Annotated in this window: 24 protein-coding genes and 1 tRNA gene; 18 read left to right on the plus strand and 7 right to left on the minus strand. The window is 47.8% G+C overall.

Going from position 1 to position 25,172, the window contains the following annotated elements; translation table 11 throughout:
- The first annotated feature begins 36 nt into the window (after window positions 1–36).
- Complete coding sequence (locus AC5I6P_RS00190; protein WP_495691736.1) at window positions 37–1,044, plus strand: hypothetical protein; 1,008 nt, start codon at window positions 37–39, stop codon at window positions 1,042–1,044.
- A 31-nt stretch (window positions 1,045–1,075) separates the two neighbouring features.
- Here the strand turns inward: AC5I6P_RS00190 and AC5I6P_RS00195 are convergent, their stop codons facing one another.
- Window positions 1,076–1,741 (minus strand): SRPBCC family protein, encoded by a 666-nt coding sequence (locus AC5I6P_RS00195; RefSeq protein ID WP_495691737.1) that lies wholly within the window; start codon window positions 1,739–1,741, stop codon window positions 1,076–1,078.
- A gap of 190 nt (window positions 1,742–1,931) precedes the next feature.
- On the opposite strand from AC5I6P_RS00195, the gene AC5I6P_RS00200 reads away from it, so the two are divergent.
- On the plus strand, window positions 1,932–2,708 hold the full coding sequence (locus AC5I6P_RS00200) for an SIMPL domain-containing protein (protein WP_495691738.1): 777 nt from the start codon (window positions 1,932–1,934) through the stop codon (window positions 2,706–2,708).
- A 100-nt stretch (window positions 2,709–2,808) separates the two neighbouring features.
- Here the strand turns inward: AC5I6P_RS00200 and AC5I6P_RS00205 are convergent, their stop codons facing one another.
- On the minus strand, window positions 2,809–3,177 hold the full coding sequence (locus AC5I6P_RS00205) for a single-stranded DNA-binding protein (RefSeq protein WP_495691739.1): 369 nt from the start codon (window positions 3,175–3,177) through the stop codon (window positions 2,809–2,811).
- A 416-nt stretch (window positions 3,178–3,593) separates the two neighbouring features.
- Between AC5I6P_RS00205 and AC5I6P_RS00210 the strand changes: the two genes are divergently transcribed.
- The 3 genes from AC5I6P_RS00210 to mreD all read left to right on the plus strand — a co-directional run bounded on the left by AC5I6P_RS00210 (window position 3,594) and on the right by mreD (window position 6,102).
- Complete coding sequence (locus tag AC5I6P_RS00210) at window positions 3,594–4,598, plus strand: rod shape-determining protein (RefSeq protein WP_495691740.1); 1,005 nt, start codon at window positions 3,594–3,596, stop codon at window positions 4,596–4,598.
- Window positions 4,599–4,714: 116 nt separating this feature from the next.
- Window positions 4,715–5,548, plus strand: coding sequence for a rod shape-determining protein MreC (gene mreC, locus AC5I6P_RS00215; RefSeq protein ID WP_495691741.1), 834 nt, complete (start codon window positions 4,715–4,717; stop codon window positions 5,546–5,548).
- The gene (gene mreD / locus AC5I6P_RS00220) at window positions 5,545–6,102 is read left to right on the plus strand and encodes a rod shape-determining protein MreD (protein WP_495691742.1); all 558 of its coding nucleotides are present in this window, start codon (window positions 5,545–5,547) and stop codon (window positions 6,100–6,102) included. The genes mreC and mreD overlap by 4 nt, the downstream gene beginning before the upstream one ends.
- Window positions 6,103–6,121: 19 nt before the next feature.
- On the opposite strand, the gene AC5I6P_RS00225 is transcribed toward mreD, so the two are convergent.
- From AC5I6P_RS00225 to AC5I6P_RS00235, 3 genes are all read right to left on the minus strand, one after another.
- Window positions 6,122–7,774: a B12-binding domain-containing radical SAM protein gene (locus AC5I6P_RS00225; protein ID WP_495691743.1), complete on the minus strand. Its 1,653-nt coding sequence runs from the start codon at window positions 7,772–7,774 to the stop codon at window positions 6,122–6,124.
- An 80-nt stretch (window positions 7,775–7,854) separates the two neighbouring features.
- Window positions 7,855–8,646 carry an SAP domain-containing protein gene (locus AC5I6P_RS00230; RefSeq protein WP_495691744.1) on the minus strand — a complete coding sequence of 264 codons (792 nt, stop codon included), beginning with the start codon at window positions 8,644–8,646 and terminating at the stop codon, window positions 7,855–7,857.
- A 3-nt stretch (window positions 8,647–8,649) separates the two neighbouring features.
- Window positions 8,650–10,170, minus strand: a complete 1,521-nt coding sequence (locus AC5I6P_RS00235) for an AAA family ATPase (RefSeq protein ID WP_495691745.1) — start codon at window positions 10,168–10,170, stop codon at window positions 8,650–8,652.
- 452 nt (window positions 10,171–10,622) lie between these two features.
- Between AC5I6P_RS00235 and AC5I6P_RS00240 the strand changes: the two genes are divergently transcribed.
- The 4 genes from AC5I6P_RS00240 (at window position 10,623) to AC5I6P_RS00255 (ending at window position 14,966) form a co-directional block, all read left to right on the plus strand.
- The gene (locus tag AC5I6P_RS00240; protein WP_495691746.1) at window positions 10,623–11,567 is read left to right on the plus strand and encodes a ParA family protein; all 945 of its coding nucleotides are present in this window, start codon (window positions 10,623–10,625) and stop codon (window positions 11,565–11,567) included.
- Window positions 11,568–11,735: 168 nt separating this feature from the next.
- Window positions 11,736–12,467, plus strand: a complete 732-nt coding sequence (locus AC5I6P_RS00245) for a glutathione peroxidase (protein WP_495691747.1) — start codon at window positions 11,736–11,738, stop codon at window positions 12,465–12,467.
- Between the two features lie 99 nt (window positions 12,468–12,566).
- The gene (locus AC5I6P_RS00250; RefSeq protein WP_495691748.1) at window positions 12,567–13,058 is read left to right on the plus strand and encodes a hypothetical protein; all 492 of its coding nucleotides are present in this window, start codon (window positions 12,567–12,569) and stop codon (window positions 13,056–13,058) included.
- Between the two features lie 738 nt (window positions 13,059–13,796).
- Complete coding sequence (locus tag AC5I6P_RS00255) at window positions 13,797–14,966, plus strand: DUF4114 domain-containing protein (protein WP_495691749.1); 1,170 nt, start codon at window positions 13,797–13,799, stop codon at window positions 14,964–14,966.
- A gap of 103 nt (window positions 14,967–15,069) precedes the next feature.
- Here AC5I6P_RS00255 and AC5I6P_RS00260 read toward each other — a convergent pair.
- Window positions 15,070–15,140: transfer RNA gene (locus tag AC5I6P_RS00260), tRNA-Gly, on the minus strand.
- A gap of 494 nt (window positions 15,141–15,634) precedes the next feature.
- On the opposite strand from AC5I6P_RS00260, the gene AC5I6P_RS00265 reads away from it, so the two are divergent.
- The 5 genes from AC5I6P_RS00265 to AC5I6P_RS00285 all read left to right on the plus strand — a co-directional run bounded on the left by AC5I6P_RS00265 (window position 15,635) and on the right by AC5I6P_RS00285 (window position 20,556).
- The gene (locus AC5I6P_RS00265) at window positions 15,635–16,471 is read left to right on the plus strand and encodes an Npun_R2479 family HD domain-containing metalloprotein (RefSeq protein ID WP_495691750.1); all 837 of its coding nucleotides are present in this window, start codon (window positions 15,635–15,637) and stop codon (window positions 16,469–16,471) included.
- 102 nt (window positions 16,472–16,573) lie between these two features.
- Window positions 16,574–17,719 carry an AI-2E family transporter gene (locus AC5I6P_RS00270; protein WP_495691751.1) on the plus strand — a complete coding sequence of 382 codons (1,146 nt, stop codon included), beginning with the start codon at window positions 16,574–16,576 and terminating at the stop codon, window positions 17,717–17,719.
- A 30-nt stretch (window positions 17,720–17,749) separates the two neighbouring features.
- Entirely contained in the window at window positions 17,750–18,889 is a 1,140-nt protein-coding gene (locus AC5I6P_RS00275; RefSeq protein ID WP_495691752.1) for an ABC transporter permease, read from the plus strand.
- A gap of 4 nt (window positions 18,890–18,893) precedes the next feature.
- Window positions 18,894–19,841, plus strand: coding sequence for a prolyl aminopeptidase (gene pip / locus AC5I6P_RS00280; RefSeq protein ID WP_495691753.1), 948 nt, complete (start codon window positions 18,894–18,896; stop codon window positions 19,839–19,841).
- Between the two features lie 415 nt (window positions 19,842–20,256).
- Entirely contained in the window at window positions 20,257–20,556 is a 300-nt protein-coding gene (locus AC5I6P_RS00285; RefSeq protein ID WP_495691754.1) for a ferredoxin, read from the plus strand.
- Window positions 20,557–20,873: 317 nt separating this feature from the next.
- Here the strand turns inward: AC5I6P_RS00285 and AC5I6P_RS00290 are convergent, their stop codons facing one another.
- A complete protein-coding gene (locus AC5I6P_RS00290) occupies window positions 20,874–22,421 on the minus strand; it encodes a SpoIID/LytB domain-containing protein (protein WP_495691755.1) in 1,548 nt (515 codons plus the stop codon).
- Between the two features lie 398 nt (window positions 22,422–22,819).
- Between AC5I6P_RS00290 and AC5I6P_RS00295 the strand changes: the two genes are divergently transcribed.
- The 4 genes from AC5I6P_RS00295 (at window position 22,820) to AC5I6P_RS00310 (ending at window position 25,095) form a co-directional block, all read left to right on the plus strand.
- The gene (locus AC5I6P_RS00295) at window positions 22,820–23,083 is read left to right on the plus strand and encodes a ParB N-terminal domain-containing protein (protein WP_495691756.1); all 264 of its coding nucleotides are present in this window, start codon (window positions 22,820–22,822) and stop codon (window positions 23,081–23,083) included.
- 113 nt (window positions 23,084–23,196) lie between these two features.
- On the plus strand, window positions 23,197–23,682 hold the full coding sequence (locus tag AC5I6P_RS00300) for a Dps family protein (protein ID WP_495691757.1): 486 nt from the start codon (window positions 23,197–23,199) through the stop codon (window positions 23,680–23,682).
- A 54-nt stretch (window positions 23,683–23,736) separates the two neighbouring features.
- Window positions 23,737–24,390: a helix-turn-helix domain-containing protein gene (locus AC5I6P_RS00305; protein ID WP_495691758.1), complete on the plus strand. Its 654-nt coding sequence runs from the start codon at window positions 23,737–23,739 to the stop codon at window positions 24,388–24,390.
- 159 nt (window positions 24,391–24,549) lie between these two features.
- Entirely contained in the window at window positions 24,550–25,095 is a 546-nt protein-coding gene (locus AC5I6P_RS00310; RefSeq protein ID WP_495691759.1) for a Dps family protein, read from the plus strand.
- The last annotated feature ends 77 nt before the right edge of the window (window positions 25,096–25,172 follow it).

Consider the following 25,172-nt stretch of genomic DNA (forward strand, 5'->3'; position numbering starts at 1 on the left):
TACGTAAGAATCGATTCTTTCCAAGGATCATGGAATATGCGATGGCTGACCCGTTCACTTCAATGGTTACAAGGCGGTACGCTCAGACTTCTACTAATGGGAGGAGGAATTCTACTGGTGTGGGGCGTCCTTGCCCCGGTTGGAACGCTGACTTGGTGGCTTAGCCAAAGCACTGAGCCGCTTGGGCTGCGAGAAACGAAACGGCAAGCCAATGGACGCACGCTGCTCAAACCTTCATCAGCAGCAAAGATTGATTGTTATATTGTTTATCTTCCAGGGGTGGGTGATTACTCTGCAAACCAACTCACCGCTGGCGAAGAGTTTTTTCTGAATCAACTGACGCGGCAACACCCCAATTGTGTCGCTGTGCCTGATGTGTTTCCCTATTCTGCCAGCAACACCAGTCTAGGAGGACAACGTACTTTGGCTCCTGTCTGGACGGCGATCGAACAAGCAGATGGATGGCTCAAAAATGCGGATGTGTTGATTAAGATCCGCAATTTGTGGCGGTTTGCGATTTCTGCTGACGAGCGCTACGGTCAAGTGTATAACCAAGGTATTGCGATCGCGGTTGTCGATCGGATGAATGCCGCCCATCCCATTCCCCCAAAGTCGGATCAACCGCTCAAGGTCATTCTAGTTGGTACGAGCGGCGGTGCCCAAGTCGCGTTGGGTGCCGCGTCTTATCTCAAGCAGTGGCTCAACCCTCAACTGGTTGTCGTGTCGGTCGGCGGAGACTTTGGAGGAAAGGTTGGATTTGAATCGCCTGACCAGATTCATCATTTGCAAGGCAGTCAAGATTGGATTGAAGACCTTAGCGCCTGGATATTTCCCTCGCGTTGGGGAATTACTGTGGGATCACCCTTCAATCAGGCAAAGTGGCAAGGACGCTATAACGTGCGAACGATCGGTCCTCACGAGCATGATGGCGAGCAAGGCTACTTCGGACTTGCACCCGTGTCAAATAGTCAAATGACTCACGTTGAACTAACGCTACAGCAGGTGAATCAATTACCGATTTGGGGGACTCCTCAACGACGCTGATGAAGACATTTATGAAATTATGAAATAGGGTCTATGAGCGACCTCTGCGCACTGCTTCTTTCCCGATCGCGCTCATCGATTCGCCTAGAGATTCCTTAAAGAGACTGTAGAAAATGCCTTTTGGCGTTGCGGAGTTGGGTTGCGCTTCGATGACTTGAGTAATCAAAACTTGAGTCGGCTTCGCCCCAGCATAGGGTGCGATCGGCTCAATTTTCCAATAGCCTTGTAGACTTTGCAGATCGCCATCGACTTGCCGAAAATCAATTCGGCTCTTTGCTTGCTCGGTGATTGCCGACCGAATTCGAGATTTTATACTGAGCAGAAACACCTGACGAGCATCGATCTGCTCTACGACTTTCTGATTTCCATTGACCGATAAAATTTTGCTCGATGCCACGTTTGGCATGAATTTTGATAGGTTGCCGTAATCGGTTAAAACGGACCAAGCAATGTCCGACGAGGTTGGAATCAGCACTCTCGCCATGTACCGACCCTTTTCGCCTGTCACCAACGGTTGACCCTTTCTGAGCGCAACTCGTTGTTCTACCGGAAGTTGATCGAGAGGGCTGTTGAATAACTGTGCGGCGGCGGGAGACGGTGAGGTGAAGGTCGCGATTGGCTCTGCCAAACTCCACATCATTGTGCTAAGGCAACCTACAAGCAATCCAGAGCGCAATCCAGAGCGAAGTCGTTGCATGATTATCTCCCCTGAGAGTAACAGGTTTGTATCATACGGTATCTGTCAAATCTTCTGAATCATTTTTGGATTACTGGATTACGGCAAACATCCAAAGTTGCGAAAAGTGTAACCAAGGACACGATCAAACGGATTCAGTGCCACAGTAATATCATCCAATCCTATCCAATCCCTGTGAGGAGTCCAAAAGATGATGAGTCTGACACAGAGAAATTTGACACAGAGAAATCTGACACAATCGACCCGGTGGAATCGTTTTAAGGCTGTACCGTTCGCGCTTGGAATGGTGGGACTTACAATACTGAGTCCTGCACTGGTCAATCCTGCGATCGCGCAAGAAAAAGCAATGAAAACCCTAACCGTTACAGGAAAAGGATTTGAGGATATCCAAACCACGTTGGCTCAGGTTCGGCTAGGAGTTGAGGCTCAAGGTAAAACTGCCAATGAGGTTCAGCAAGAAGCTGCGCGGCGCTCGAATGCAGTGGTGACGCTGCTGCGATCTCGCAGAGTCGATAAACTCGAAACCACTGGAATTAATCTCAGTCCAGTCTACAGCTATGCCAATAATACTCAAAAGCTGACGGGTTATTCGGCGTCCAATATTGTCAGTTTCCGAGTGCCGACCGAAACTGCCGGAACCTTGCTAGATGACGCCGTGAAAGCAGGCGCGAGCCGCATTGATGGCGTAAGTTTTGTGGCAGCAGACGATGCGATCGCGGCGGCCCAAAAACAAGCGCTCCGTAAAGCAACACAAGACGCCCAATCCCAAGCAGACGCCGTTTTCAGCGCCCTTAATCTGACGAAAAAAGAGATCGTCAGCGTTCAAATTAATGCGGCATCGCCGCCTCCCCCCATTCCGGTGCAAGCAGAACGGTTTGCGAAGCTCAGCGCGGCAGATGCCTCTACACCCGTTGTTGGGGGTGAACAGCGAGTCGAAGGATCAGTGACATTGCAGTTCAATTACTAGTTCAATGACTGAAGCTCGGATTTGGGATTTGATGTACGTCAAATCCCGTTCGCTTCATAGTCGTGCGATCGCGCTAAACTTTGGCGCGATCGCGGCTGAATTAAAAGTCCTCTTCATACGAGGCAGCATCCGAGCCACCGCCTTCAGAGTCACGCTTTGATCCAAGCAATTGCAGCCGATCGACCACGACGATCGGAGAGGTTCGGTTTGCCCCTGTATTGCGATCGACCCACGAATCAAACTTCAGTGATCCCTTGACGCCAATCAAACTGCCTTTACGAACATAGTTTGCGGCTACGTCCGCCTGCTTGCCCCACAATTCCAGATTAAACCAATCGGGCTGGTCGCTGTTGCGCGTCTGACGGTTCACGGCCAACGTCAGCCGACATTTGACACTGCCCGACTCAAAATACTTTACGTCCGGATCGCCGCCAACCCGTCCCACCAATGTCACGACGTTTAAGCTCATAGTAGTTCACTAGTACTTTGTCTGTCTGCTTCTATTTTAATTTAATCAATCCCTACCTGATGAATTGAAGAGAAGCATCTAAGGTTACACTACTGCCGTGAGATTTGTACTTAACTAACCTACTTATTAACCTGCTTAACCTGCGATCGTCCTATCGCTTAATGCCCAATTAGTAATCAAAGAACACAAAATGATTCTGCCTTCTACTCAGCCTTTCCCGTCGCCTTTTTGACTGAGTGCTTCAACAATTCTCACCATTGACTGGACTATGCCCCTAAACTGTAATAAAATCCACATCGACTAGCGCCAGTGCTAAAAGCTGCACTTTCGTCCGAGCAAATCCGTAGCATTTTTAAGAGGCATAGAAACTAGTGGGTCTTTTCAGTGGCTTCTCCCGCTTTTCCCTATCACGGGACATGGGTATCGATCTCGGTACTGCAAATACACTAGTCTACGTATCCGGTAAAGGCATCGTCTTGCAAGAACCCTCCGTAGTGGCGATGGACGCTAATGACAGAATTCCGTTGGCAGTTGGAGAAGACGCGAAAAGAATGCTAGGACGAACTCCTGGCAACGTTATCGCTCTGCGCCCTTTGCGGGATGGTGTTATCGCAGATTTTGATACAGCTGAACTAATGCTGAAGCATTTTATCCAGCGAGTGAATGAAGGCAAAGCCCTCGTCTCGCCCCGCATCGTGATTGGAATTCCGAGCGGTGTTACTGGAGTGGAGCGGCGAGCGGTCATGGAAGCCGCGTCTCAGGCCGGTGCTCGCGAGGTGTATTTGATTGATGAACCTGTGGCCGCCGCGATCGGGGCAGGGCTTCCAGTCGCAGAACCGACTGGAAACATGATTATCGATATCGGTGGCGGCACGACTGAAGTTGCCGTTCTCAGTTTGCAAGGCACGGTTCTGAGTGAATCGGTTCGCGTCGCCGGAGATGAACTGACCGATGCGATCGTTCAATACATGAAGAAAGTCCACAACCTGGTGATTGGGGAACGGACGGCAGAAGAAATCAAAATTCAAGTTGGATCAGCTTACCCTGGTACGTTTGATGACGATTCTCTGATGGAAGTGCGAGGCTTGCACCTCCTGTCTGGCCTACCTCGAACCGTCACAATCAAAAGTCCCGAGATTCGCGAAAGTATGTCAGAGCCGCTATCTGTGATTATCGATGCGGTGAAGCGGACGCTAGAGCGGACGCCTCCCGAATTAGCGGCAGACATCATCGATCGCGGTATCATGCTGGCGGGGGGCGGCGCATTGCTCAAAGGCATTGATACCCTCATTAGTCACGAAACTGGAATCGTGGTTCACGTCGCGGCTGATCCGTTAAGCTGCGTCGTTTTGGGTACAGGTCGCGTCCTAGAAAACTTTAAGCAGCTAGAGCGAGTGTTCAGCACTCGTCCACCCCGATAAAAATCTGCTACACTTTCCCGATCTCCATGCTGGAACTGAGGAAATTGTGCTAAGGCTCTGACAATTCGGAGCTATACTTTTGTGAACGTTAACCAGCCAAAGAACGAGAAATTCGCATGTTTGCACTGCGCCGTTGGTGGGATCGGTATGGCATCCAAGCCACTTTGACAAGTGTTGCTATAGGAACGGCATTGTTGATTCGGCAAACCCACGGAGGGGTGGTGCTAGAAACCTATCAATGGTTGACCCGCCCCTTTTTATCAAAACCTGCTCCTCCAGCCCAATCCTCTAATCCTGAGATGCTAGAGCTCCAGGAGCGATTAATTGAGCTTGAGAGTAAAAATCAGCGCCTAGAAGAGCTTCTCGGATTTGCGCAGTCTGCTAAAGCGAAAGGCATTACGGCTCCAGTGATTGGGCGGAGTGCAGATCATTGGTGGCAGCAGATCAGCTTGGGGCGAGGCGCTCAAGATGGGGTTGAGACGGGAAGCGTTGTTCGGAGTCCGGGTGGGGTTGTGGGGCGCGTGACCAGTGTGACCGCCCGTACCAGCCGCGTGCTGTTGCTCAGTGACCCAACCAGTCGCGTTGGCGTCATGATTAGTCGCAGTCGAGCGATGGGATCGATGCGGGGAAATTTGGGAAATCGGGCGGTGATCGAGTTTTATGAGAAGAATCCGGATGTACGTCGCGGCGATGTAGTAACGACTTCTTCGCTCAGTGGCCGATTTCCGTCTGGGCTTCCGGTAGGGCGTATTGAATCCGTTGATACGGCAAAAAGCCCAGCGCCGGAGGCAGTGATCGAACTGTCAGCGCCAATCGGCGCTCTAGAATGGGCGATCGTTTATCCGAAGTCGCCTGGTGAAGCGGAGTCGTTGCCTGCTCCTGCGCCTAGCGATGTGCCTGCTTCTCCTACCCCAGAAGAGTCTTCTACCCCCTCCCCTACAGCACCATGAGCCAGGCGTTAGATAACTTTATCGAGCAGTATCCTGCTTCTCGCCCATTTATCAATTGGGGAGTTACGGCTGGTTCTGTGTTTCTGTGTTTGCTGATTTTGCCAGCTCGATTGCCTGGAATGGAATTAGCTGGCATTAGTCCAAATTGGTTATTAATTTGGGTGGTGGCGTGGAGTGTGAAGCGTACGCTCTGGCAGGGCGCGATCGCAGGGCTGGTTCTCGGTTTGCTACAAGATGCGATGACGGCTCCATTTCCCACTCATGCAATTAGTTTAGCGATCGTCGGTGCTGTTACGGCTCGACTGCAGAAACAGCGCTATGTACAGGAGGACTTTATTTCGGTGGCACTGATTGTGTTTGGCATGGCGGTGGTAGCGGAGACGATAATAGCGATTCAGTTTAGTTTTGAGGGCGGGCGATCGCTGCTAGAAATCTGGACGTATCATCAGTTTGTTGCCCTCAGTTCAGCCATTCTCAGCAGTTTGTGGGCACCCGTTGTCTATTTTCCGTTGAATCGCTGGTGGGAATCGATGGGGCAGTCTGACTCTATCTAAATCTATCGGCCTAACGGGTCTACCCAACAGGCTGGGCGACGGCTAGTTCCTGCGGAGGCTGAGGAAACAGCGCGATCGCACCTTGCAAATGTTTTTCTAGGGTGGCTGGAGGTAATGCACCTTGCAGATGGCTCCAAGGCAAGACTTGATCTAGTGACCAATTCTGATGGACATAAAACTCTAAGTCAGGAAGGTGGCCCCGCAATTCTTTAAAGGCGCGACGATAACTGCCTAAAGAATCTCCATAGTGGCGAGTGAGTTCGAGCAGGCGAGAAAGGCGACGATCGCCACGAGATAATAATGCCTGAATAACTGACCAGTTGTAGCTTTCAGGGCGAAAGTCAATGCCTTGCGATCGCAGGTTTTTCTGCAAGAACTGGAGCCGTTTTTCGGCTTTTGAGTTAACGCCAAACCATTGAAACGGGGTATGTGCTTTCGGCACAAAGGTGCTACATCCAAGCGTGAGCCGCAAGCCAGGAGCGGCTTTCTTCAGATCTCGCATCATCTTGACGGTGTGATCGAGGTCTTCAGATTCCTCGCCCGGAATGCCGACCATTCCATATAATTTGACGCTGCTCAAACCGCCTGCCTTTGCGTTAATTCCGGCTTGAATAATTTCGTCAGTAGTCAGTTTTTTATTGATAATTTGGCGTAAGCGAGCGCTGCCGCTTTCCACTGCGATCGTGATCGATTTTGAATCGTGTTTGACTAGCGTTTTCGCTAATTTCTCCGTCACGGTGTTGGTACGAACTGAGGCAAGACTAATTCGTACGTCGTCATATTTTGGGGCGTTGAGGTAGTCTAGCAGCGTCTCAAATTCTGGATGTTGAGTCACCGAAGCTCCGAGGAGTCCGAGCCGATTGGTGACTTCTAATCCTCGTGCGATCGCGGGCATAAGCGAGTCTTCTACATCGGCAATCCGAAACGGCAGAGTAAGATAGCTGGCGAGGCAGAAGCGACACATTTCAGGGCAACTGCGAACAACTTCCACCATAAAGATGTTTTCCCACGCCGCTCTCTCGGTCACTACGGTAGAGGTCGATAAGGTATTGCCGCGATAGGTTTGCTTTTCGACTCGTGCGGGGATCGTGCTGTCGATGGGATGGATGGCTGCGATCGCGCCCTCTGAACTTACATACGTCACTTCATACAAACTCGGAACGTAGATGCCTGGGACTTGCGCGAGATGTCGGAGCTGTGTGTTGCGATCGGCGTGGCGAACCTCTTGATACGCAGTGATGAAAGCATTGAGCAAAATTTCACCATCGCCGAGCAGAAATACGTCAAAGAAGTCTGCATAAGGTTCGGGATTGGCAGTGAGAACAGGGCCGCCACCAAACACGAGGGGATGAGCGGACGTGCGATTTTGGCTCCGAATCGGAACGTTTAACGATTCTAACAGTCCTAAAATATTGACGTAATCCAGTTCCCACGACATCGAGAAGCCGAGAATTTCAGGGTGTGAAGGTAGCGGCTCATGACCATCCGTAAACAATCGGCTGACTTCTAAATCAGGTCGCGATGCCAACGTTGCCCAAACGACCTGAAAACCTAAGCTCGTGATGCCAACGGTATATTCATTAGGAAATGCGAAAATAAGCGGAATTGCATCTGCTTGAGGAGTCGCAGGTGTAAATAATAACTGTTCATCAGAGAGAGGAAGTGAAGTCACCAATTGCATCATCAAAAGAATGAATTGAAAAATAGTCAGGTCAATGACCCAAACTATCTTCCTTCAGCCTAACACTCTGCTTAGCTAACCAGGGATTGATCAGCGTTATCTAGCAAATCGATGAGTTCCTGCTTGAGTAGGCGTGAAGGTGGGTTTAACTGACGTTCCTTAGCAAGCTGTCGAAGCTCAGCAACTTTCATTTTGCTATATCGACTCTCGCTCGATGTTGCTACTTTTCGGCGAGAACTACTCTGTTCGGTAAAAGTTTGCTTGAGTTCGGCGATCGCGCTATTCACTGTCTCAGAATGGTGACTAATCTTCTGCTCAAGTGATTGCTCTAGACGCTCAAACAAGACATCTATCTGCTGAGTAATTCTTTCCTCAAATGACTGCTCTAGGTGTTGCAACAAACTGTTAAATTGTTGGCGTATCTTCCTATCAAGCGACTGCTCCGATCGTTGTATCAAAGTACTTAACTGCTGAATTTCGTCAGGCGACGATGTGGAAATTGCCGAATTACCGAGTAACAACTCCATCTCTAACCTAGTAACAGCAGCCTGTTCATCATCGAGATCAAACACCCAAACCCATAATCTCGCAATGTCTAGTTCTCTCGCAACCAGACACCAATCTGCTCCATAAATGACCTCATAGTCTTCATCGGCGTAAGCTTCAGTGCGACGCACAACTAGAGGAATCAAATTGCTACCTTCTTGGACAAGGCTATCTTTGAGAACTTGCCATCGCTCAGGTGAAATATCTTCAGGGCTTAAATTTGGAACAGCGATCAATATCGTTTCCAATTGACCATGATGAACAGGTTTCGGACGTAACCTATCAATAATCTGTTGTTGTCGCCTAGTAAAATCCATAGATTAGTTTCCTTGTTCCATTAGTAGTACCAAATGTTGAGCCATTTTCAAGTAGCAATTAAACGCATCTTGAGCGGCTTCCTTATCTGCTCTGATTAAAGAAGAATCAAACTCTGCATAGCAAAGCGGATAGCCTTTTTCAGGTATAGAAGACACAATTTTAAGTTGGGGTATCCAGGTTTCTTCAGGAAACAAACCAATATTTCCATAAGTAGGAAAACCCCTTACAATCTCTTTGATTTTTTCAGCCATTTGTCGATGTAAAATTTTCACTTTTTTGTCGTACATACTGACGGCAATCCCCAATATTGGTAGAGGATTATCTCGCTGCACTTCTATCGCTCTGCCAATCACAAATTCCAGTGCCCGAATTGGATAGGGAGCTAATTGAGTCGGAATCAAAATCGCTGAGGCTGCCATCAAAGCAATCTCGTTGAATTTGCCGAAAGATGGAGGCGGGTCAATAAATATATAGTCATAGTCGTGTCGATAATCTCTTAGTTTTTTTCTTAGAGCATATTCACCGTCTACCGCCTGAATCAGAAAAGCTTCTTCCTTAATCAGGCGAATATTAGAGGGAACAATATCTAATTCAACATCTCCCCAAGTCTTGGAGATGATCGTACTAGGTAGAAGAGTTCTCGACTCAGTTAATAGATGAACAATATCTTTTTTGCCCTGATCCTCAACATCTTCTAGAGGATCAATTCCTAACCCCATTGTCAAATTTGCTTGTGCGTCAACGTCAATCAAAAGAACCCGTTTACCTAGCTTGCTTAGAGCGGCAGCAAGGTTAATCGTCATTGTCGTTTTACCAACGCCACCCTTGTTGTTGAAGACCGTGATCACCATGCCTTTCCTTTGCACACGATCGCTAGATGGAGATGCGGTCTCTCGCTCGATCGGAGATCTGGCGGGTGTGGTTTCTTTAAAGTTACGCTCTGGGCTAACTGCTGCGCCAGAAGGATTTCTTCTTTTAAATAGTTCAAACATGTCTTGGTTCTCAAAAGCAGTTGCAATGTGACTTAGAAAATTAGAGTGAACTTGCTGCTGACTTTGATGAATCGCATCACCAAATTTTAGGCAAGTTTCTTTACTGCAGAGTATGTAGAACAACGAAAAATTTTCGATCAGCGTTTCTTTAGAATATGAAGCGATCGCGCTAATTTCTCCATCATAGTGATAGAGCAAGTGAAACTGATAGCCGTTCGTTAATAACCCCAACGCTGCGCCCGTTTCCCGCAAGTAGCTCTTCAACTGCCAAAGATTTCGAGAGAGATCTTTTCTAGGAGATTTTGCTTCAATCACTAAGTACGGCAAAGCATGAAGCGTGGAAGGATGCGACTGTACCAAAAAATCTAGCTTGACTTTGCCGATCGTTACCTGCGTTTTCCAGTCCCCATCGTGATAGCCGAGAGCTTGTAGAAGCGGAATGATGACTTTGTGTTCGACATCTGACTCACTGCTACTGAGAGTGATAGAACCTAAAAACTTAAATCGAGCAGGATTTGCTGAAACTGGCATAGCGGTCACAGGAGGGTATTAGAGATGCATCGAGCGAGAGCCGAGATCAGCGAAAAGCGCCACTTCAGAGGAATGATTTAGCGATATCAAGCGCACTACTTTCTCACTTGTCTTGCTTGATCGACGTTGAAGGTTCAGTGGTTCTACAAGAGAGGGATGAGTTTTGGGAAAAGCTTTAATTCTGTAGAGAAAGCTTTATCGTTCACTCACAAAGCGAGTCGCGATCGCTCGGTAGTCATAGCTAAGTATGTAAGATCCGTAGCTATTGGTCGAGACGTCGAAAGCGAAAGCTTGAACATAGTTAGCTCTCCTTAAAAAATAACTATTTTTATTTTTAGAAAATGCTATTTAATTCAAATGCCTTTCTCACCTTGGGTTGCAAATTCATATTATGATGTGCCAGATGATATAGTCTCGTTCGGAGAGGCATCACGACTCAGGAGGCGCAACGCATGGCTCACATCATCGCAACTGCAAACATGAAAGGCGGTGTTGGCAAAACCACGCTGACGGTCAATCTTGCTACTTGCCTTGCCAAGCATCACCAAAAGCGCGTTCTCATTGTTGATCTAGATACTCAAATCAGCGCAACACTGAGCCTCATGACGCCTGCTGATTTCGCTAAAGTTCGTGGTGACAAACGTACCTTAAGAAACTTAGTCAAACGAGCAATTTTATCTGACAAAGAATTGCCAACGGTTGTACCCGAAGCGATTCGTGCCTATATCTCTAACGTCAAAGGCTTAGATTTGTTGCCAGGAGATATTGAGCTATACGATGAGTTTCTCGTCTCTGACATGCTGCACCGGACTGCCGTTCAGACAGGAGTTGCAGACTTTGAGCAAGTGTGGAACGATTTTGAGAAGAATTTGATTCGTAAGCTCTTGCAACCGATCGTCAAAGACTACGACCTGATCATTTTAGATTGCGCTCCTGGGTATAACCTCATTACTCGAAGCGGATTATTAGCCAGCGATTTCTATTTTATTCCAGCTCGCCCAGAGCCGCTGTCGCTCATCGGAATCCAGCTTTTAGAACGCCGGATTTCAAAGTTAAGAGAGCTTCATCGGACAGAAGCAGGACCCTTAGCGATCGAGCTTTTAGGCATTGCGTTTACGCTCTCTGGCAACCTGTTCTCAAGCCGCTATCATGGGCAAGTGATGAAGCGGCTCAATGAAGATTTCAGCGAAGCGAAATTATTCAAGACACGCATTCCAGTAGATGTCAATGTTGCAAGGGCAGTTGATGCCTTCACGCCTGTTGTGCTGAGCAACCCAGGAACGGCAGGGGCAAAAGCATTTTCAACGTTAGCAGAAGAATTTCTTCAGAAACTGACAGCCGCTACAAAAGTTGAGCGGCCTGAAAATAAGTATGCGTTTGCAGCGTTAGACGACTAATCAAGAAGCATTTACTATTTCAAAGAATGTCATAGAGAGTGCCGAAGTCTGTGCAATTAGCACGCGATGCTCAAAGAAGTTGCTTTGTAAGCGCTAGAAAGTTCTTAGTTGACAACTCGTACTCGTTCCGAATACGCTTAGAGGGTTTAATTAACAGGAGACTCATTTATGCTTGCCAATCGAGAAGGGCAAAAAGTTCCTAGCGTTACCTTTCGCGCCCGTGAAAATAATCAGTGGGTCAACATCACCACTGACGATATTTTTGCTGGTAAAACTGTAGTCGTTTTCGCATTGCCTGGAGCATTTACGCCAACGTGTTCTTCAACTCATGTTCCTGGATACAACGATCTTGCAAAAGTGTTTAAGGACAATGGTGTTGATGAGATCGTTTGCATTTCTGTTAATGATACGTTTGTGATGAACGAATGGGCAAAAGATCAGCGCGCTGATCATATTCGGCTACTTCCCGATGGGAATGGCGAGTTTACCGAAGGCATGGGAATGCTCGTTGACAAGACGGATCTAGGATTTGGTAAGCGATCGTGGCGCTACTCGATGCTGGTGAAAGATGGCACGATTGAAAAGATGTTTATCGAACCCGATGAACCGGGCGATCCGTTCAAAGTATCTGATGCAGACACGATGTTGAACTACATCAACGCTCATGCAGAAAAGCCCAAAACCGTATCGCTGTTTACGAAAGTAGGCTGTCCGTTCTGTGCCAACGCGAAGCAGACGCTGAGCGAGAACGGCTTGGATTACGAAGAAATTGTGCTGGGTCAGAACGTCACCTTGCGATCGCTAAAAGCGATGACAGGTGCAACCACCGTTCCTCAAGTGTTCATCGATGGCAAATTAATCGGCGGATCGGAAGCCGTCGCCTCGTACTTTGCTGCGTAATGGTTCATTCGTTCGTAATTCGTAATTGGATAATTCTGATTACGAATTACGGATTCATCCCTACAATGGATAGGATAGTGCCAAAAATAATTTTCTGTAATGGACAAGTTGTTGGATGCTGAGCGATCAATTGAGATTGCAAATCGTCTCAAAAGCAAAGCGAAAGCCAGTTTTGAGAATACTGCAAAGGCAGTTGCGCTAGTCGAAGGCGCACAATATGTTCAAGGTTTTTTGGTGTTTGCAGGTGCGCCTCATAAACCCATTGAGCATAGCTGGTTAGAACTTAGCGAGTCTCAGAACGGTACAGAAACGACACGCATTATTGATCCAAGTTTTTCTTCCTTAAATCGCAAGCCGGAAGAACTTTATTATTTTGCGGCACAACAGCTAACTGCCAAGAAGTTGAAAGCAGCGATCGAGGAAGCAAAGGAAGATTATCCTGAAGACGATCCGCTCCCGATCTATGGCTCCATGCCTTATGAGTACTATGGCGATGTCATGTTGGGTGGTAAAGCTTATCTCGAAGCGTTTGAAGCGGCTCAGGAGAAGTGTAGAGCCTTAAATCGACCGAAAAATAACGGTAATTCCTAAGCGATCGCAGTAACGCTATTTTTCTCAGCTTCACTTCTCGTATAAGTTTAGATACGTTTGCCATTTTGAAGCGATCGCTGATTTAATAGCAACTCTGTTCATTAGCGCGACAGGTCGTAAGGACACTTCATGCCCTTACCGACTGATCTGATAGTGGCATCTTTTAGTTGATTTGCTTATCGCTAAACAGTTTTAGATTGATTAATTATAGATTTCTAGATAGCTGAAGGTGACACCATAGTGTGTCTCAAGAGAACCAAAACAATGATTCTAAGCGTTTCGTTAAGCAGCAAAAACTGAGTATTGATTACAACTTTGCCCTTAGTGTAAACATCACTCATCTAAGTGAAATGCGATACGTGAAATGTGAACATTATGTAGAATTAATCTGTATTCATTAATTCAGTTAAAAATTTTTATAATTAATTATCTTTGTGCTCAATGAAACAAAGATGTTTGGATTCAGTTCATTATTGTGTATTGCTTATTTTCACTGTGATACTGAGTTTTTTTAGCGCTTCCTTTAATGAAGTTTTCCGTATTGAAGAAATTATTTATGTAGCAATTTTTATTTCTTAATTCAGTATTTTTACGTTGTACAAAATTATTTTAGCTTTCGTTTGATTTACTATCTATTAAGGGTGAATCCGGTCGCACTGCTGGTGCAATGAGCGACCGATCTTTGATATTGCACGTAGAAGACAAAGACTGTTGTACATTTCTCAGGGAGTTATCACCATGGTTATGGGTGAATCCATTTCTAGCTCGTCATCTGCGGGCCTAACCACCGACATTCTTCAAAATCAGACTACCGTATTAGATACAACTCCCAGGCCCCTTACCCCGCCTCCAACCCCTCCCAGCGGTGCATCAAGCGCAAGCCTTCCTGCCGCTCCTCAAGACCAAGTGTTTGACCTGCGATCTTTAACGGGACTCGTTCGAGGACTCTTTAATACCACGACCATTACTGCAGATTACAACAACACCGTCGGTATTTACCGAGTGGAGGATACTCTAGGTACAGTCATCGATCCAAGCAGTGGAACCTCTTATGCGCCTGGGGATGCTGGATACAGTCAGGCAGCCGTGCGGCGATCGCAAACCGCTGGTGATGGCATTACGTTTGATCCAAGGGCAGGAAATGTCCCGGTTGCGCTTCAAGGGGGAGCGCTCTATGCGCCCTATATCGTTGCCAACAATACTGCCGAGAGCGTTCTGCAAGGGGGTGACGTAAACGCTTACTTCAACTTCACGGCAGCTAACTCGGACGGTGGGTTTGACCATTGGCGCACAACCGAAGATGGCAAAATCGTGGTGGAGGATCTGTTTGGCGGCGGCGATCTCGACTTTAACGATGCGATTTTGACAGCGACATTTGAGACTCCGCCCATTAATTTGCCTGCTGCACCCCAAGACCAAGTGCTTGATCTGCGCGATCGCACGGGTCAGGTTAGAAGCTTGATCAATACCCAGAGCATCACAGCTAACTACAACAATACGGTGGGCTTGTACCGCATCGAAGACGCGCTTGGAACAGTAATCGATCCGAGTGATGGAACGTCCTATAAGCCAGGAGATGCAGGCTATGGTTTGGCAATCGTCCGGCGATCGCAGGCAGATGGCGTTACCTTTAGCGCGAGAGCGGGAGATGTAGCGGCAGATCTGACGGGAGGTGGAGTCTACGCGACCTATCTGATTGCGGATGCAACAGTAGATGACGCCCTCAATGGCAAAAATCCCAATATCTACTCCAACTTCGTCGCTGCAAACGCAGATCAGTTTGATCACTTTATTGGCGCAGGTACAACTGCCGCCGGAAGTACTAGCTTTAGTATTGAGGATCTGTATGCTGGTGGCGATCTCGACTTTAACGATGCGGTCATAACCATCACATTTGAGAACGTTTAAGAGCGTTCAGTCATAGTCGGTAATCGCTGTGGAATACGTTCTCTACAATTATTGGATATGCAACAAGCCTCCTGATACTGTTATCAGGAGGCTTGTTTGACGAAGCGGGTAGCGGGAATCGAACCCGCAACTAAACCTTGGGAAGGTCTCATTTTGCCACTAAACTATACCCGCATGTGACAAGTATTATAGCGACTTTTAGATAGAACAGAGCAGAGAGTTTACAACCGCTCATCAAACTCTATTGGCCTTAAAAGCGGTCTCATACTTAAACTTAATACTTTCTTAAAATTAAAATATCAAGTAAGGCAAATTCACAATTAAAAATCCTCATTAGAGAATAACTCTATAAGGATTTATTTCTAAAACAAATTAAAGGGGACAAGAGAATAGGTTCATGTTCTCTCTCTGGGAAAGGGGCTTCTAGGTTTAAGAAAACCCCTTACTGAAACGTCCAAAGTGGCGATCGCTGGTCCCGCTTCCATGCACTGTCCTTCCTAAACGCGAATTTCCTGAATCTGTGGCCCTGCCCCTTTTGGAATTACAGATACTCAATCTCCTGCTTGGGCTGTTCCCTATTTTGAGCAAGGATCTTTGTGAGCAAGAATTTTTGAAAATTTGGGGAAAAATAAGTCAAATTGCCTGCATTGCAACTTTTGAGCGCCCCCATGTTTAACGCAACCGAGCTTCTAATCGACGATTTTGTCTGCAAACTCAAAGAAGGCTATCACCGTACATACGGTGGCTGGAAGTCCGATTATGAAGACATTATTGGCTGGGTTGGATCGATGGCAATGGAAAATATTGCTAACAGCGATGCCCTCTATCACAACGTAGAGCATTCCATCTTAGTAACGCTGGTCGGACAAGAAATCCTTCGAGGACGACATATTCGGGAAGGAGGAGTGTCATGTGAAGATTGGCTGCACTTTGTGATTGCGCTGGTCTGTCATGACATTGGCTATGTCAAAGGAGTATGTCGTCAAGATCAAAAGGGAATGTATGCCACCGGGCGCGATCGCAAAATGGTGTCGCTGCCTCCCGGATCTTCGGATGCGGCTCTCACGCCCTACCATGTTGATCGCGCCAAACTGTTTGTGGATGAGCGCTTTGGCGGGCATAAGCTGATCGATGCTGAAGTGGTGAAATATAACATTGAACTGACTCGGTTTCCGGTTCCAGCTGCCGAAGACCATCAGAACACCACCCACTATCCGGGTCTGATTCGGGCGTCCGATTTGATTGGGCAACTCAGCGATCCACGTTACCTAAAAAAGATCAGTGCGCTCTACTATGAATTTGAAGAGACAGGCGTAAATAGGGCGTTAGGCTATCGTCATCCGGGAGATTTACGCAAAAACTATCCAAAGTTCTACTGGCATGGCGTTTATCCCTACATTAAAGACGCGCTGTACTACTTATCGTTGACCCAGCAGGGTAAACAAATTGTTGCAAATTTGTACTCGAATGTGTTTGTGGTTGAACACGAACCATTGGACGACTAGAGAGCAGCACTGGGTTCGAGAACGCGTCACCATTTCATCGAACGCAAAAGCGATAGGATGTAAAGACAAATTTGGCTCTCGATCCTCGTTCAGTCTTTAATTATGGATCGTTTTTTCTCTCCAATTCAACAGTTTCTCATTACCTGGCTGCTGATTCTCGTCACGGGTTGGTTGACGCTGAACGCGCTTACCTATTTTGGCGAATTACTCAGCGTTCTGGTAACGGCGGGGCTAGTCGCGTTTGTGTTGAACTACCCTGTAGTGCGGTTGCAGCAAGTTCTTCCAAGACCGCTTGCCGCCGCGATCGTCTATCTTCTTGCCGGAGTGGCGTTGGTTGTCGCTGGGCTGACGATCGCGCCGCCCATTCTTCACCAAGCTCAACAGCTGATTACGAATCTACCCAACCTGATTGGATCGGGCCAGCAGCAGTTAACCGACCTCCAAGATTGGAGCGACTCGCGGCGATTAGGGATTGATCTGTCGTTTTTAGAACAGCAGCTTTCAGCTCAGGTTCAAGGGCAGGTACAGGCGATCGCATCAACTGGAATCGGATTAGTCGTTGGTACGTTCAACTGGGTGCTGGACTTAATTTTGATTCTGGTGATTTCGTTCTATTTTGTACTCGATGGCGGCAAACTTTGGAATGGGCTAACCAGCATCTTCTCTGACCCGATTCGAGACAGTCTTACAGCCTCCCTGCGGGATAGCTTACAGCGATTTGCCTCGGGGCAACTGCTGTTAGGGCTATTTATGGCAACGACGCTATCGGTTGCGTTCTGGTGGCTTAGGGTGCCGTTCTTCCTCGTATTTGCCGTGTTCATTGGTGTCCTAGAAGTTATTCCCTTTGTGGGAGCGACGCTGGGCATTGCGACGGTGTGTGTTGTCGTCGCGTTTATTGACTGGTGGTTGGCACTTCAAGTGTTGGGGACAGCGATCGCGCTGCAACAAATCAAAGACAATTTCATCGCGCCGCGAATTTTGGGCAATCTTACGGGCTTAAGCCCCGTGATTATTCTGGCGTCGCTGCTGTTTGGAGCTAGGGTCGCCGGACTGCTCGGCGTGATTTTGGCGATTCCCCTAACCAGTGTGATAAGAACCATACTAGATATCATTCTTAATCCTAGTTTGCCGCCTCAATCGGGTTCGATCTTCTCGGAAATCGTAGAAAATAGTATCCTTGAACCCATCTTATCAACCGAGTCAGACGACGAAGACCAAAAGATTTCGGTTGTTGGTCAAGAACGTTAATCGCTCTCTACCCCACATCGCGTACGCCTTATGAACTGGTGGCAAAAGCTCAAGAAAAATCCATTAGCCCGCTGTGGTGCGCTACTTCTGCTGGTGTTCTATCTTGCGGTGATTGGGGCTGAATTTGTCGCGCCCTATGATCCCTACGAATCTCAAATCGATGGAGCGCTCTTGCCGCCCACCGAGATTTACTGGACAAATCAGAATGGCGAGTTTGTTGGTCCCCATGCATATCCCACTATTCAAGGCCCAATCAACGTCGAGACGGGGGAACGAAATCTGATTGTCGATCGCTCAAAACCATCGCCAATCCGACTCTTTGTGCAAGGCGATCCGTACCGTATTCTTCAACTGCGCCTGCCGCTGCCAACGCAACTTTCTCTCACTGATCCAAGATTTGAGGAGATAGAGATTCTTCCTGGTATTCCTAGCAATCTCCACCTGTTTGGCACAATCGGCCCTGCTAGATGGAACCTTCTTGGAACCGATGAGCAAGCGCGGGATCAGTTCAGCCGATTGCTTTTTGGCGGCAGAATTAGTCTCAGTATTGGTTTAGTCGGGATTGCGCTCTCGTTCCCTCTAGGCATGCTAGTAGGCGGGATTTCCGGCTATTTTGGTGGCGGGCTAGATGCGGGACTCATGCGCTTTGTCGAAGTGCTGATGACGATTCCTGACATTTATCTGCTCGTTGCTTTAGCCGCCGTACTGCCACCCGGGTTGTCCAGCGCTCAGCGATTTCTGCTGATTATCTTGATTACTTCCTTTATCAGTTGGGCTAGCTTGGCACGCGTGATCCGCGGTCAGGTGCTGTCAATTAAAGAGCAAGAATTTGTGCAAGCGTCACGGGCAATGGGTGGCAAGCCGTTGTACATTATTCTGCGCCATGTGCTGCCTCAGACGGCAACGTATGTCATTATTTCCGCCACGCTAAGAATACCGAGCTTTATCGTCGCGGAGTCCGTTCTGAGCTTAATTGGATTGGGCATTCAGCAGCCTGATCCATCGTGGGGCAACATGCTGTCTCTTGCCACAAATGCATCAATTTTAGTTTTGCAACCGTGGTTGATTTGGCCCCCCGCTTTGCTGATTATCCTGACTGTATTGGCATTTAATCTTCTAGGCGATGGCTTGCGCGATGCGCTCGATCCTCGCAGTTTACAGCAACGCTAATGCTATGCGTAAGCTTTATCCCGCGATCGCACCCTATCAAACTGGGATGCTTCCCGTCTCGGAGATTCACACCCTCTATTACGAGCAGTCAGGCAATCCGAACGGAAAACCGGTTGTCTTTCTGCATGGTGGCCCAGGTGGTGGAACGATTCCTGAATACCGACAGTATTTTGACCCGAGCCAATGGCGAATTATCTTGTTTGATCAGCGTGGTGCTGGCAACAGTACGCCCCATGCCGAACTGCGAGAGAATACGACATGGGATTTGGTGAGCGATATTGAGAAACTGCGATCGCATCTCGGCGTTGATCAGTGGGTCGTATTCGGCGGCAGTTGGGGCAGTACTCTGTCCTTGGCCTATGCTCAAACGCACAGCGATCGATGCTTGGGCTTAATCTTGCGCGGCATCTTTCTACTTCGGCGTAAAGAAATTCTCTGGTTCTACCAAGAAGGCGCAAGCTGGATTTTTCCTGATGCGTGGGAATCATATCTTGCGCCGATTCCTGAAGCAGAACGACAGAATTTAGTCTCGGCTTACTACAAGCGGCTCACGAGCGACGATGCAGGAATCCGTCAACGTGCCGCGAAAGCTTGGTCTGTGTGGGAGGCAAGTACAAGCCGATTGTTGGTCGATCCTGATTTACAAGACCGTTTTGAGGAAGATGCCTTTGCTGAAGCGTTTGCGCGAATCGAGTGTCACTACTTTACCAATCGAGGCTTTTTTGAGGTAGATGACCAGTTATTAAAAGGGTGCGATCGTATCCGTCACCTTCCCATCGTCATTATCCAAGGTCGCTACGATGTGGTCTGTCCAATGGCGTCTGCCTGGGATTTACATAAAGCTTTACCTGACGCTGAATTTATCGTGGTTCCTGATGCTGGACATTCCATGATGGAAGCCGGAATCCTAAGTGCTTTGATTGAGGCAACGGATAAATTTGCAGCTTGCTAGGAGACAATTTGCATCCTGCAAAACGGCTAACGTTTTGCATCTCCAACAAGTCTGATCTTTTCTAATCGACCCGTTACTACCCTAATTTCCCAATTCGTCCAACAAGCTCTGCAACAGCGCAGCAGTCTGACGTTGAGGCATTTTCGGCAACAACTAATTCAATGATTTTTGTGCAATTTTTACCTTCTTAGCTCTCTTTTCCGACACGTCCTATAAGTATAAGTAGATTAAATGGGCAGTTTTTATTACGAATCCCATTCACAAAAGCGCGAATTGACCGTTGTAACTCTTAAATTTTCCCGTAGTATCAGAATTGAAGTTGGCAAACGGTATAAACCAAGTATTGGTAAAACTTAAGTCAACGATTTCAGAAGGCAATCAATGCCGTTTCTACAAATAGAGAGGATCACACCGCATGGCTAGTTTCAAAGTCACGCTAGTTAACGAAGCCGAAGGGCTAAATACCACGATCGACGTGCCCGAAGATGAGTACATTCTTGATGCGGCTGAAGAGCAAGGTATTGACCTGCCCTACTCCTGCCGCGCGGGTGCTTGCTCGACTTGTGCTGGTAAGATCACGTCCGGTACAGTTGACCAGTCTGACCAGTCCTTCTTAGATGATGACCAGATCGAAGCAGGGTATGTGCTGACCTGTGTTGCATACCCAACTTCCGACTGTACTATCCTGACTCATCAGGAAGAAGAACTGTACTAGATTCTTCTAACCAAACAGAGAGGCTTCTCGCTTCTCATCTCTCTGCTTGGCAATGATGGAAGTAGCCCCTTGCTACTGCCGCCGCTCTGATTTTAAGGAGCGGCAATTCTCAAAACCCCTATGTTTTTTGCAGGTTGCAGAAGCGCCGCTCTGGTGCTTCTGTTTTGTTGCATTTAGGATAGGGAGACTGAAATCAAATCGCTCAAATCCCGCCTAGTAGTCATTTATCCCTAGTGTTTTGCAGTTTCCGTCTTCCTCAGTTATCGAGCCGTTATCGAGATTGTGAAGGTTTGGAGTTGTGAAGCTTGTGTCTCTCTTCAAGAACGATCCTTCCACAATGCGATCGATTGATTAATTGGCTGCAACTGAGTGCCAGGAAAATAGAAGTTAAGAATTTTTGCACTCGACCAGCCTGCTGCCCCTAGACGGTAGGTTCCCATCTGGCTCAAACCGACTCCATGCCCAAAGCCGCCGCCCACAAAGGTGAAGCCCTTCAGCACGCGGTTTTTATCAACCATCGGTTCGACGTAAAACAGAGTGCTTGCAGGTTTGGAGAAGACATTTAGAACATCGTCTTTTGCAAGTTCAACGACGCCTGCATCGGTTGTGATAGATGCTTTGAGAATCCGTCCCCCGTGCGATCGCTCAGTGACCTGAATATTCCGAATCGTCTTAAAATTTGCCAGCGGATGCTGAACGCTCTTCAGGTACTCGTGTAGCTCCAGATTCAATTGCTCAAGGCTGCTGGGATATTTCCACCGAAACAACTCCGCTTTATCTTCGTTGAAGCCTGTCTTTTGGGCAATGAAGGCGCGGAAATTGGTTTCATCTGCCAAACTGCGAGTCTTCAGATCCCACACGGGATTCGCTGAATCGATAACGGTCGTCAAGTAAGGCCGATTCCAGCCGCGCCAAACGTCGTTAAACGAGGCCGTGACCCCGCCACTGGTTGAGGAATAGAGCGCATCGACTAACTCATTCTGGTAGGTGAGGACTAAGCCGCGAGTTGCCGCGATCGCGCGATCGGTCGTATCTGCCGCTGTTCCCAAGCCAAAATAAACTTGACATTGTGTGGTGGCACAAAGCTGATAGTCATCTGCCACGAAGCGACGTAAGTTTCTCAATACATAGGTTCGGGCAAGTATCGCTTGCGCTTCGAGAACGGATTGAGTGGCCCATCCTCCAATCTCATTGGGCACGACGCCGCGCAAATACGTTTCTAATCCAACAAAGTTCACCAGCGAATAATTTCCGTAGGCGTTAGGTTGAATGCGGAATGCTCCTCCATACAGGCGCTTGGGAACATCATCGCGATCGCGATCAACAAACACCTTGCCGTAACCAGATGAGATATCCAGCCGATCTGCACTGTAGCGGCGACCGTTGAGCGTCCAGCTAACGCGAGGCACTGAGGTCAGTACTCGGCTGTCAAGCCGCACCTGTTTAACGCCTTTCGCTTCTAGACTTTGCACCAACAGTCGCCGAAGTAGCGGCGTATTGTAAGTACTGCGCTTTGCCCACACTTCCCATCGATTTGGTTGTGCCATTTCGACCTCAATACCCTGCGCTTTCCACTGCTGCGCTTGGTCTTCTGCCGTCTCGAAGCTGCGATGAGTGCTAAACACAACTCGCTCGTAAAGTTCCGGGTGAGGAATTGACTGATTGGCAATTTCTAACTTTAAATTAGAGGCGGTCAGTGCTTGGGGCTTGCCGTTGACCTCAAACCGTAGAGTTAGGCGATCGCCAGAAGCCGCTTGAAGCTGCATTGTATCTTTCTGCTTTTCGCCAAACCGTTGCACAATGCCAATTTGTAGCTGTACGTCTTGTTGAGCGGTTGCTGGTTTGGGGTGAATGATGTCACCCATGAGAGAGCCGATTGCAAGGGCAATACTAGAGAAAAGATGAAAGCGGGTAGATATCCAAAACAAGGGAGTCAAGCCTCGCTATTTTCAGAAAGGGCAAATAAAGAAAACGAGAAGTCGTACAGCAATAGCGTGCGTCTGATGGTTAGAGACCACTGGGTCCTCCTGACGCAAGAGCCTGATAGATCTTTCCTACATCCCTGGGTGTTTTCCGGGCAGTTAGGCATGAATACAATAGTGGCATTGGCAGTAATTGCAACCCGCGTGAAGGTGATCTTACTCCAGAAATAACAACTCGACGCATCTAGAATCTATGACAATAGGTTGCAACTCGTACTCATAATGAGTATGATTTAGAAGTGAGACAAAACTGAATTCAAACCCAACTTAGACTTGAAGCCATGGTGAGAGTACAAGAGATTCCAATCAAGCAAATTCGCCGCCCTCTATTTAGACAAAATGATCAGGCAAAAGTTGCAGCCTTGATGGACTCGATCGCAGAAGTTGGACTGCAAGAGCCGATCGACGTGCTAGAAGTAGACGGTGAGTACTACGGCTTCTCTGGATGCCACCGCTATGAGGCCTGTAGCCGGTTGGGACAAGAGACGATTTTGTGTCGTGTGCGTCGTGCCCCTCAATCTGTTCTTCAACGGCACTTAGCCTAAAAAACGACCCTTCTTACGCATCCCCGGTTTAAGACTTTTCTACTTTGAGATATTTTGTCTAAGGGGAAGGCAATTCTCTAGGACTGGTTGATACACGCTATAAGGAGAAAGCAATGGTTGCTCAAGTGAATACAATCGATATTGGGATCGAAGAATCGAAGCGCAAGGAAATCGCTGAAGGGTTGTCCCGCCTGTTGGCAGATACCTACACACTGTATCTGAAAACCCATAACTTTCACTGGAACGTCACAGGTCCGATGTTTCAAACTCTGCACCTCATGTTTGAGACGCAATACACAGAGTTAGCATTAGCTGTCGATTTAATTGCAGAGCGCATCCGCTCTCTTGGCTTTCCCGCTCCCGGAACCTACAGCGAGTATGTAAAACTAAGTTCCATCGAAGAAACTCCGGGTGTTCCCAAAGCAGAAGATATGATTCGCCTGCTGGTTGCTGGACAAGAAGCCGTTGCTCGTACTGCGAGATCTGTATTTCCGATCGCGGACTCTGCTAGCGATGAACCAACCGCAGATTTGCTGACCCAACGGCTACAAATCCATGAAAAGACAGCGTGGATGTTGAGAAGTTTGTTGGAACAGTAAAAAGGGTGAGCGGAACAGGGTAAAAGAAAACAGTACTCTTTTCCGTCAGCTTCAATGAATCAATCGAAGACTTATGACTATACCCCTCAACTCCGGCAATTGATGCAAGTGAGGGGTATTTCTTCGTTTAAGCAATTGAGCCAGCAAGCGAGTGTCTCCCAAAAGCAGGTGAAACATTTGAGAGCAGGACAGATTGGGCAAATGCGCCTAGAAACTCTGATGAAGTTGGGAGAAATATTGGACGTTACGATCGCAGATCTACTATCCACCTTCAGTCCAAGCATGAATGTTGCTCATCCATCGTCCGCTACTTCATCCGAGATACGCAATCTTCAACAGGAGTATCAACGCTTGCAAACTCAGCTTCAGAATCAAAAACAAGAACTCTGGAATGAATTTCAAGCATCATGCATCCAAACGCTAGAACCTTGGCTTCTGCAATGGTCAGCCGCAGCCTATGCTGCTCAACAAAACCCTCAAGCCCCAGCCGTCAAACTATTGCCCTTAGTGCGCCCAATTGAACAACTACTCCAACAGTGGGAGATCGAAGCTACAGCGATCGTAGGAACTGAACTTCCTTATGATTCTCGTCAGCATCAGCTGATGGGAGGCACAGCCAATCCTGGAGACTTAGTGCGCGTTAGATACGCGGGCTACAAGCAAGGCGAACGACTTTTGTATCGCGCTAAAGTGAGTCCTGTCAACTAAGATCCTTAACACTCCACTTTCTAAATTTCAGGCTTTTCAAGTTAGATCTATCCAAGAGTCAAGAGATGATGTCTTATCCTTCTCCCCTTTGATTGATGCTGCTTTACTCTAAATTTGGTGAAGTAGGTAGAGAAACCCGCGCTGGAGAATGTGATTGTAATGCGTAAGCTAAACATTGGTCTATCTGATGAGCAACGCCAAGGCGTTTGCGAATTGCTCAACCGCGATCTAGCAGATGCAAATCTTCTGCTGATTAAGACGAAGAAGTACCACTGGGATGTTACTGGGCCCGAATTCCGTTCTTTGCATCAAATCTGGGAAGAGCAGTACACGATCTTGAACGAAACAATTGACGCTGTTGCTGAGCGTATCCGAGCCTTGGGCAACTTTCCTATCGGAACTGCAGAAGACTTTCTAAAGTACACCTCTATTAAAGAGCATAGTGGAGATGTCCCTGTTGCTCAGAAAATGGTGTTGAATCTAGTTGAAGACCACGAGCAAGTTATCCGCAACTTGCGGCAACACATTGATCAGTGCTCTGACGATTTCCACGATGAGGGAACCGCAGACTTCCTTACTGGCATCATGGAACAACACGAAGAAATGGCGTGGATGCTGCGCTCCTTTGTTGAAGGGCAAGCCGTTCAGCCAGATGGTCAACAGCCTCCAAGTGACGTCCGCTTCCCTGCTGGTGTAGCTGGCTAAGTTTAGTACGATCGCACTTTGATCCATTGAAGAGGTGAGGAGAGCTGATCTTCCTCACCTCTTGTTTGTATGGAGTT

The sequence above is a fragment of the Myxacorys sp. genome (assembly GCF_059501405.1).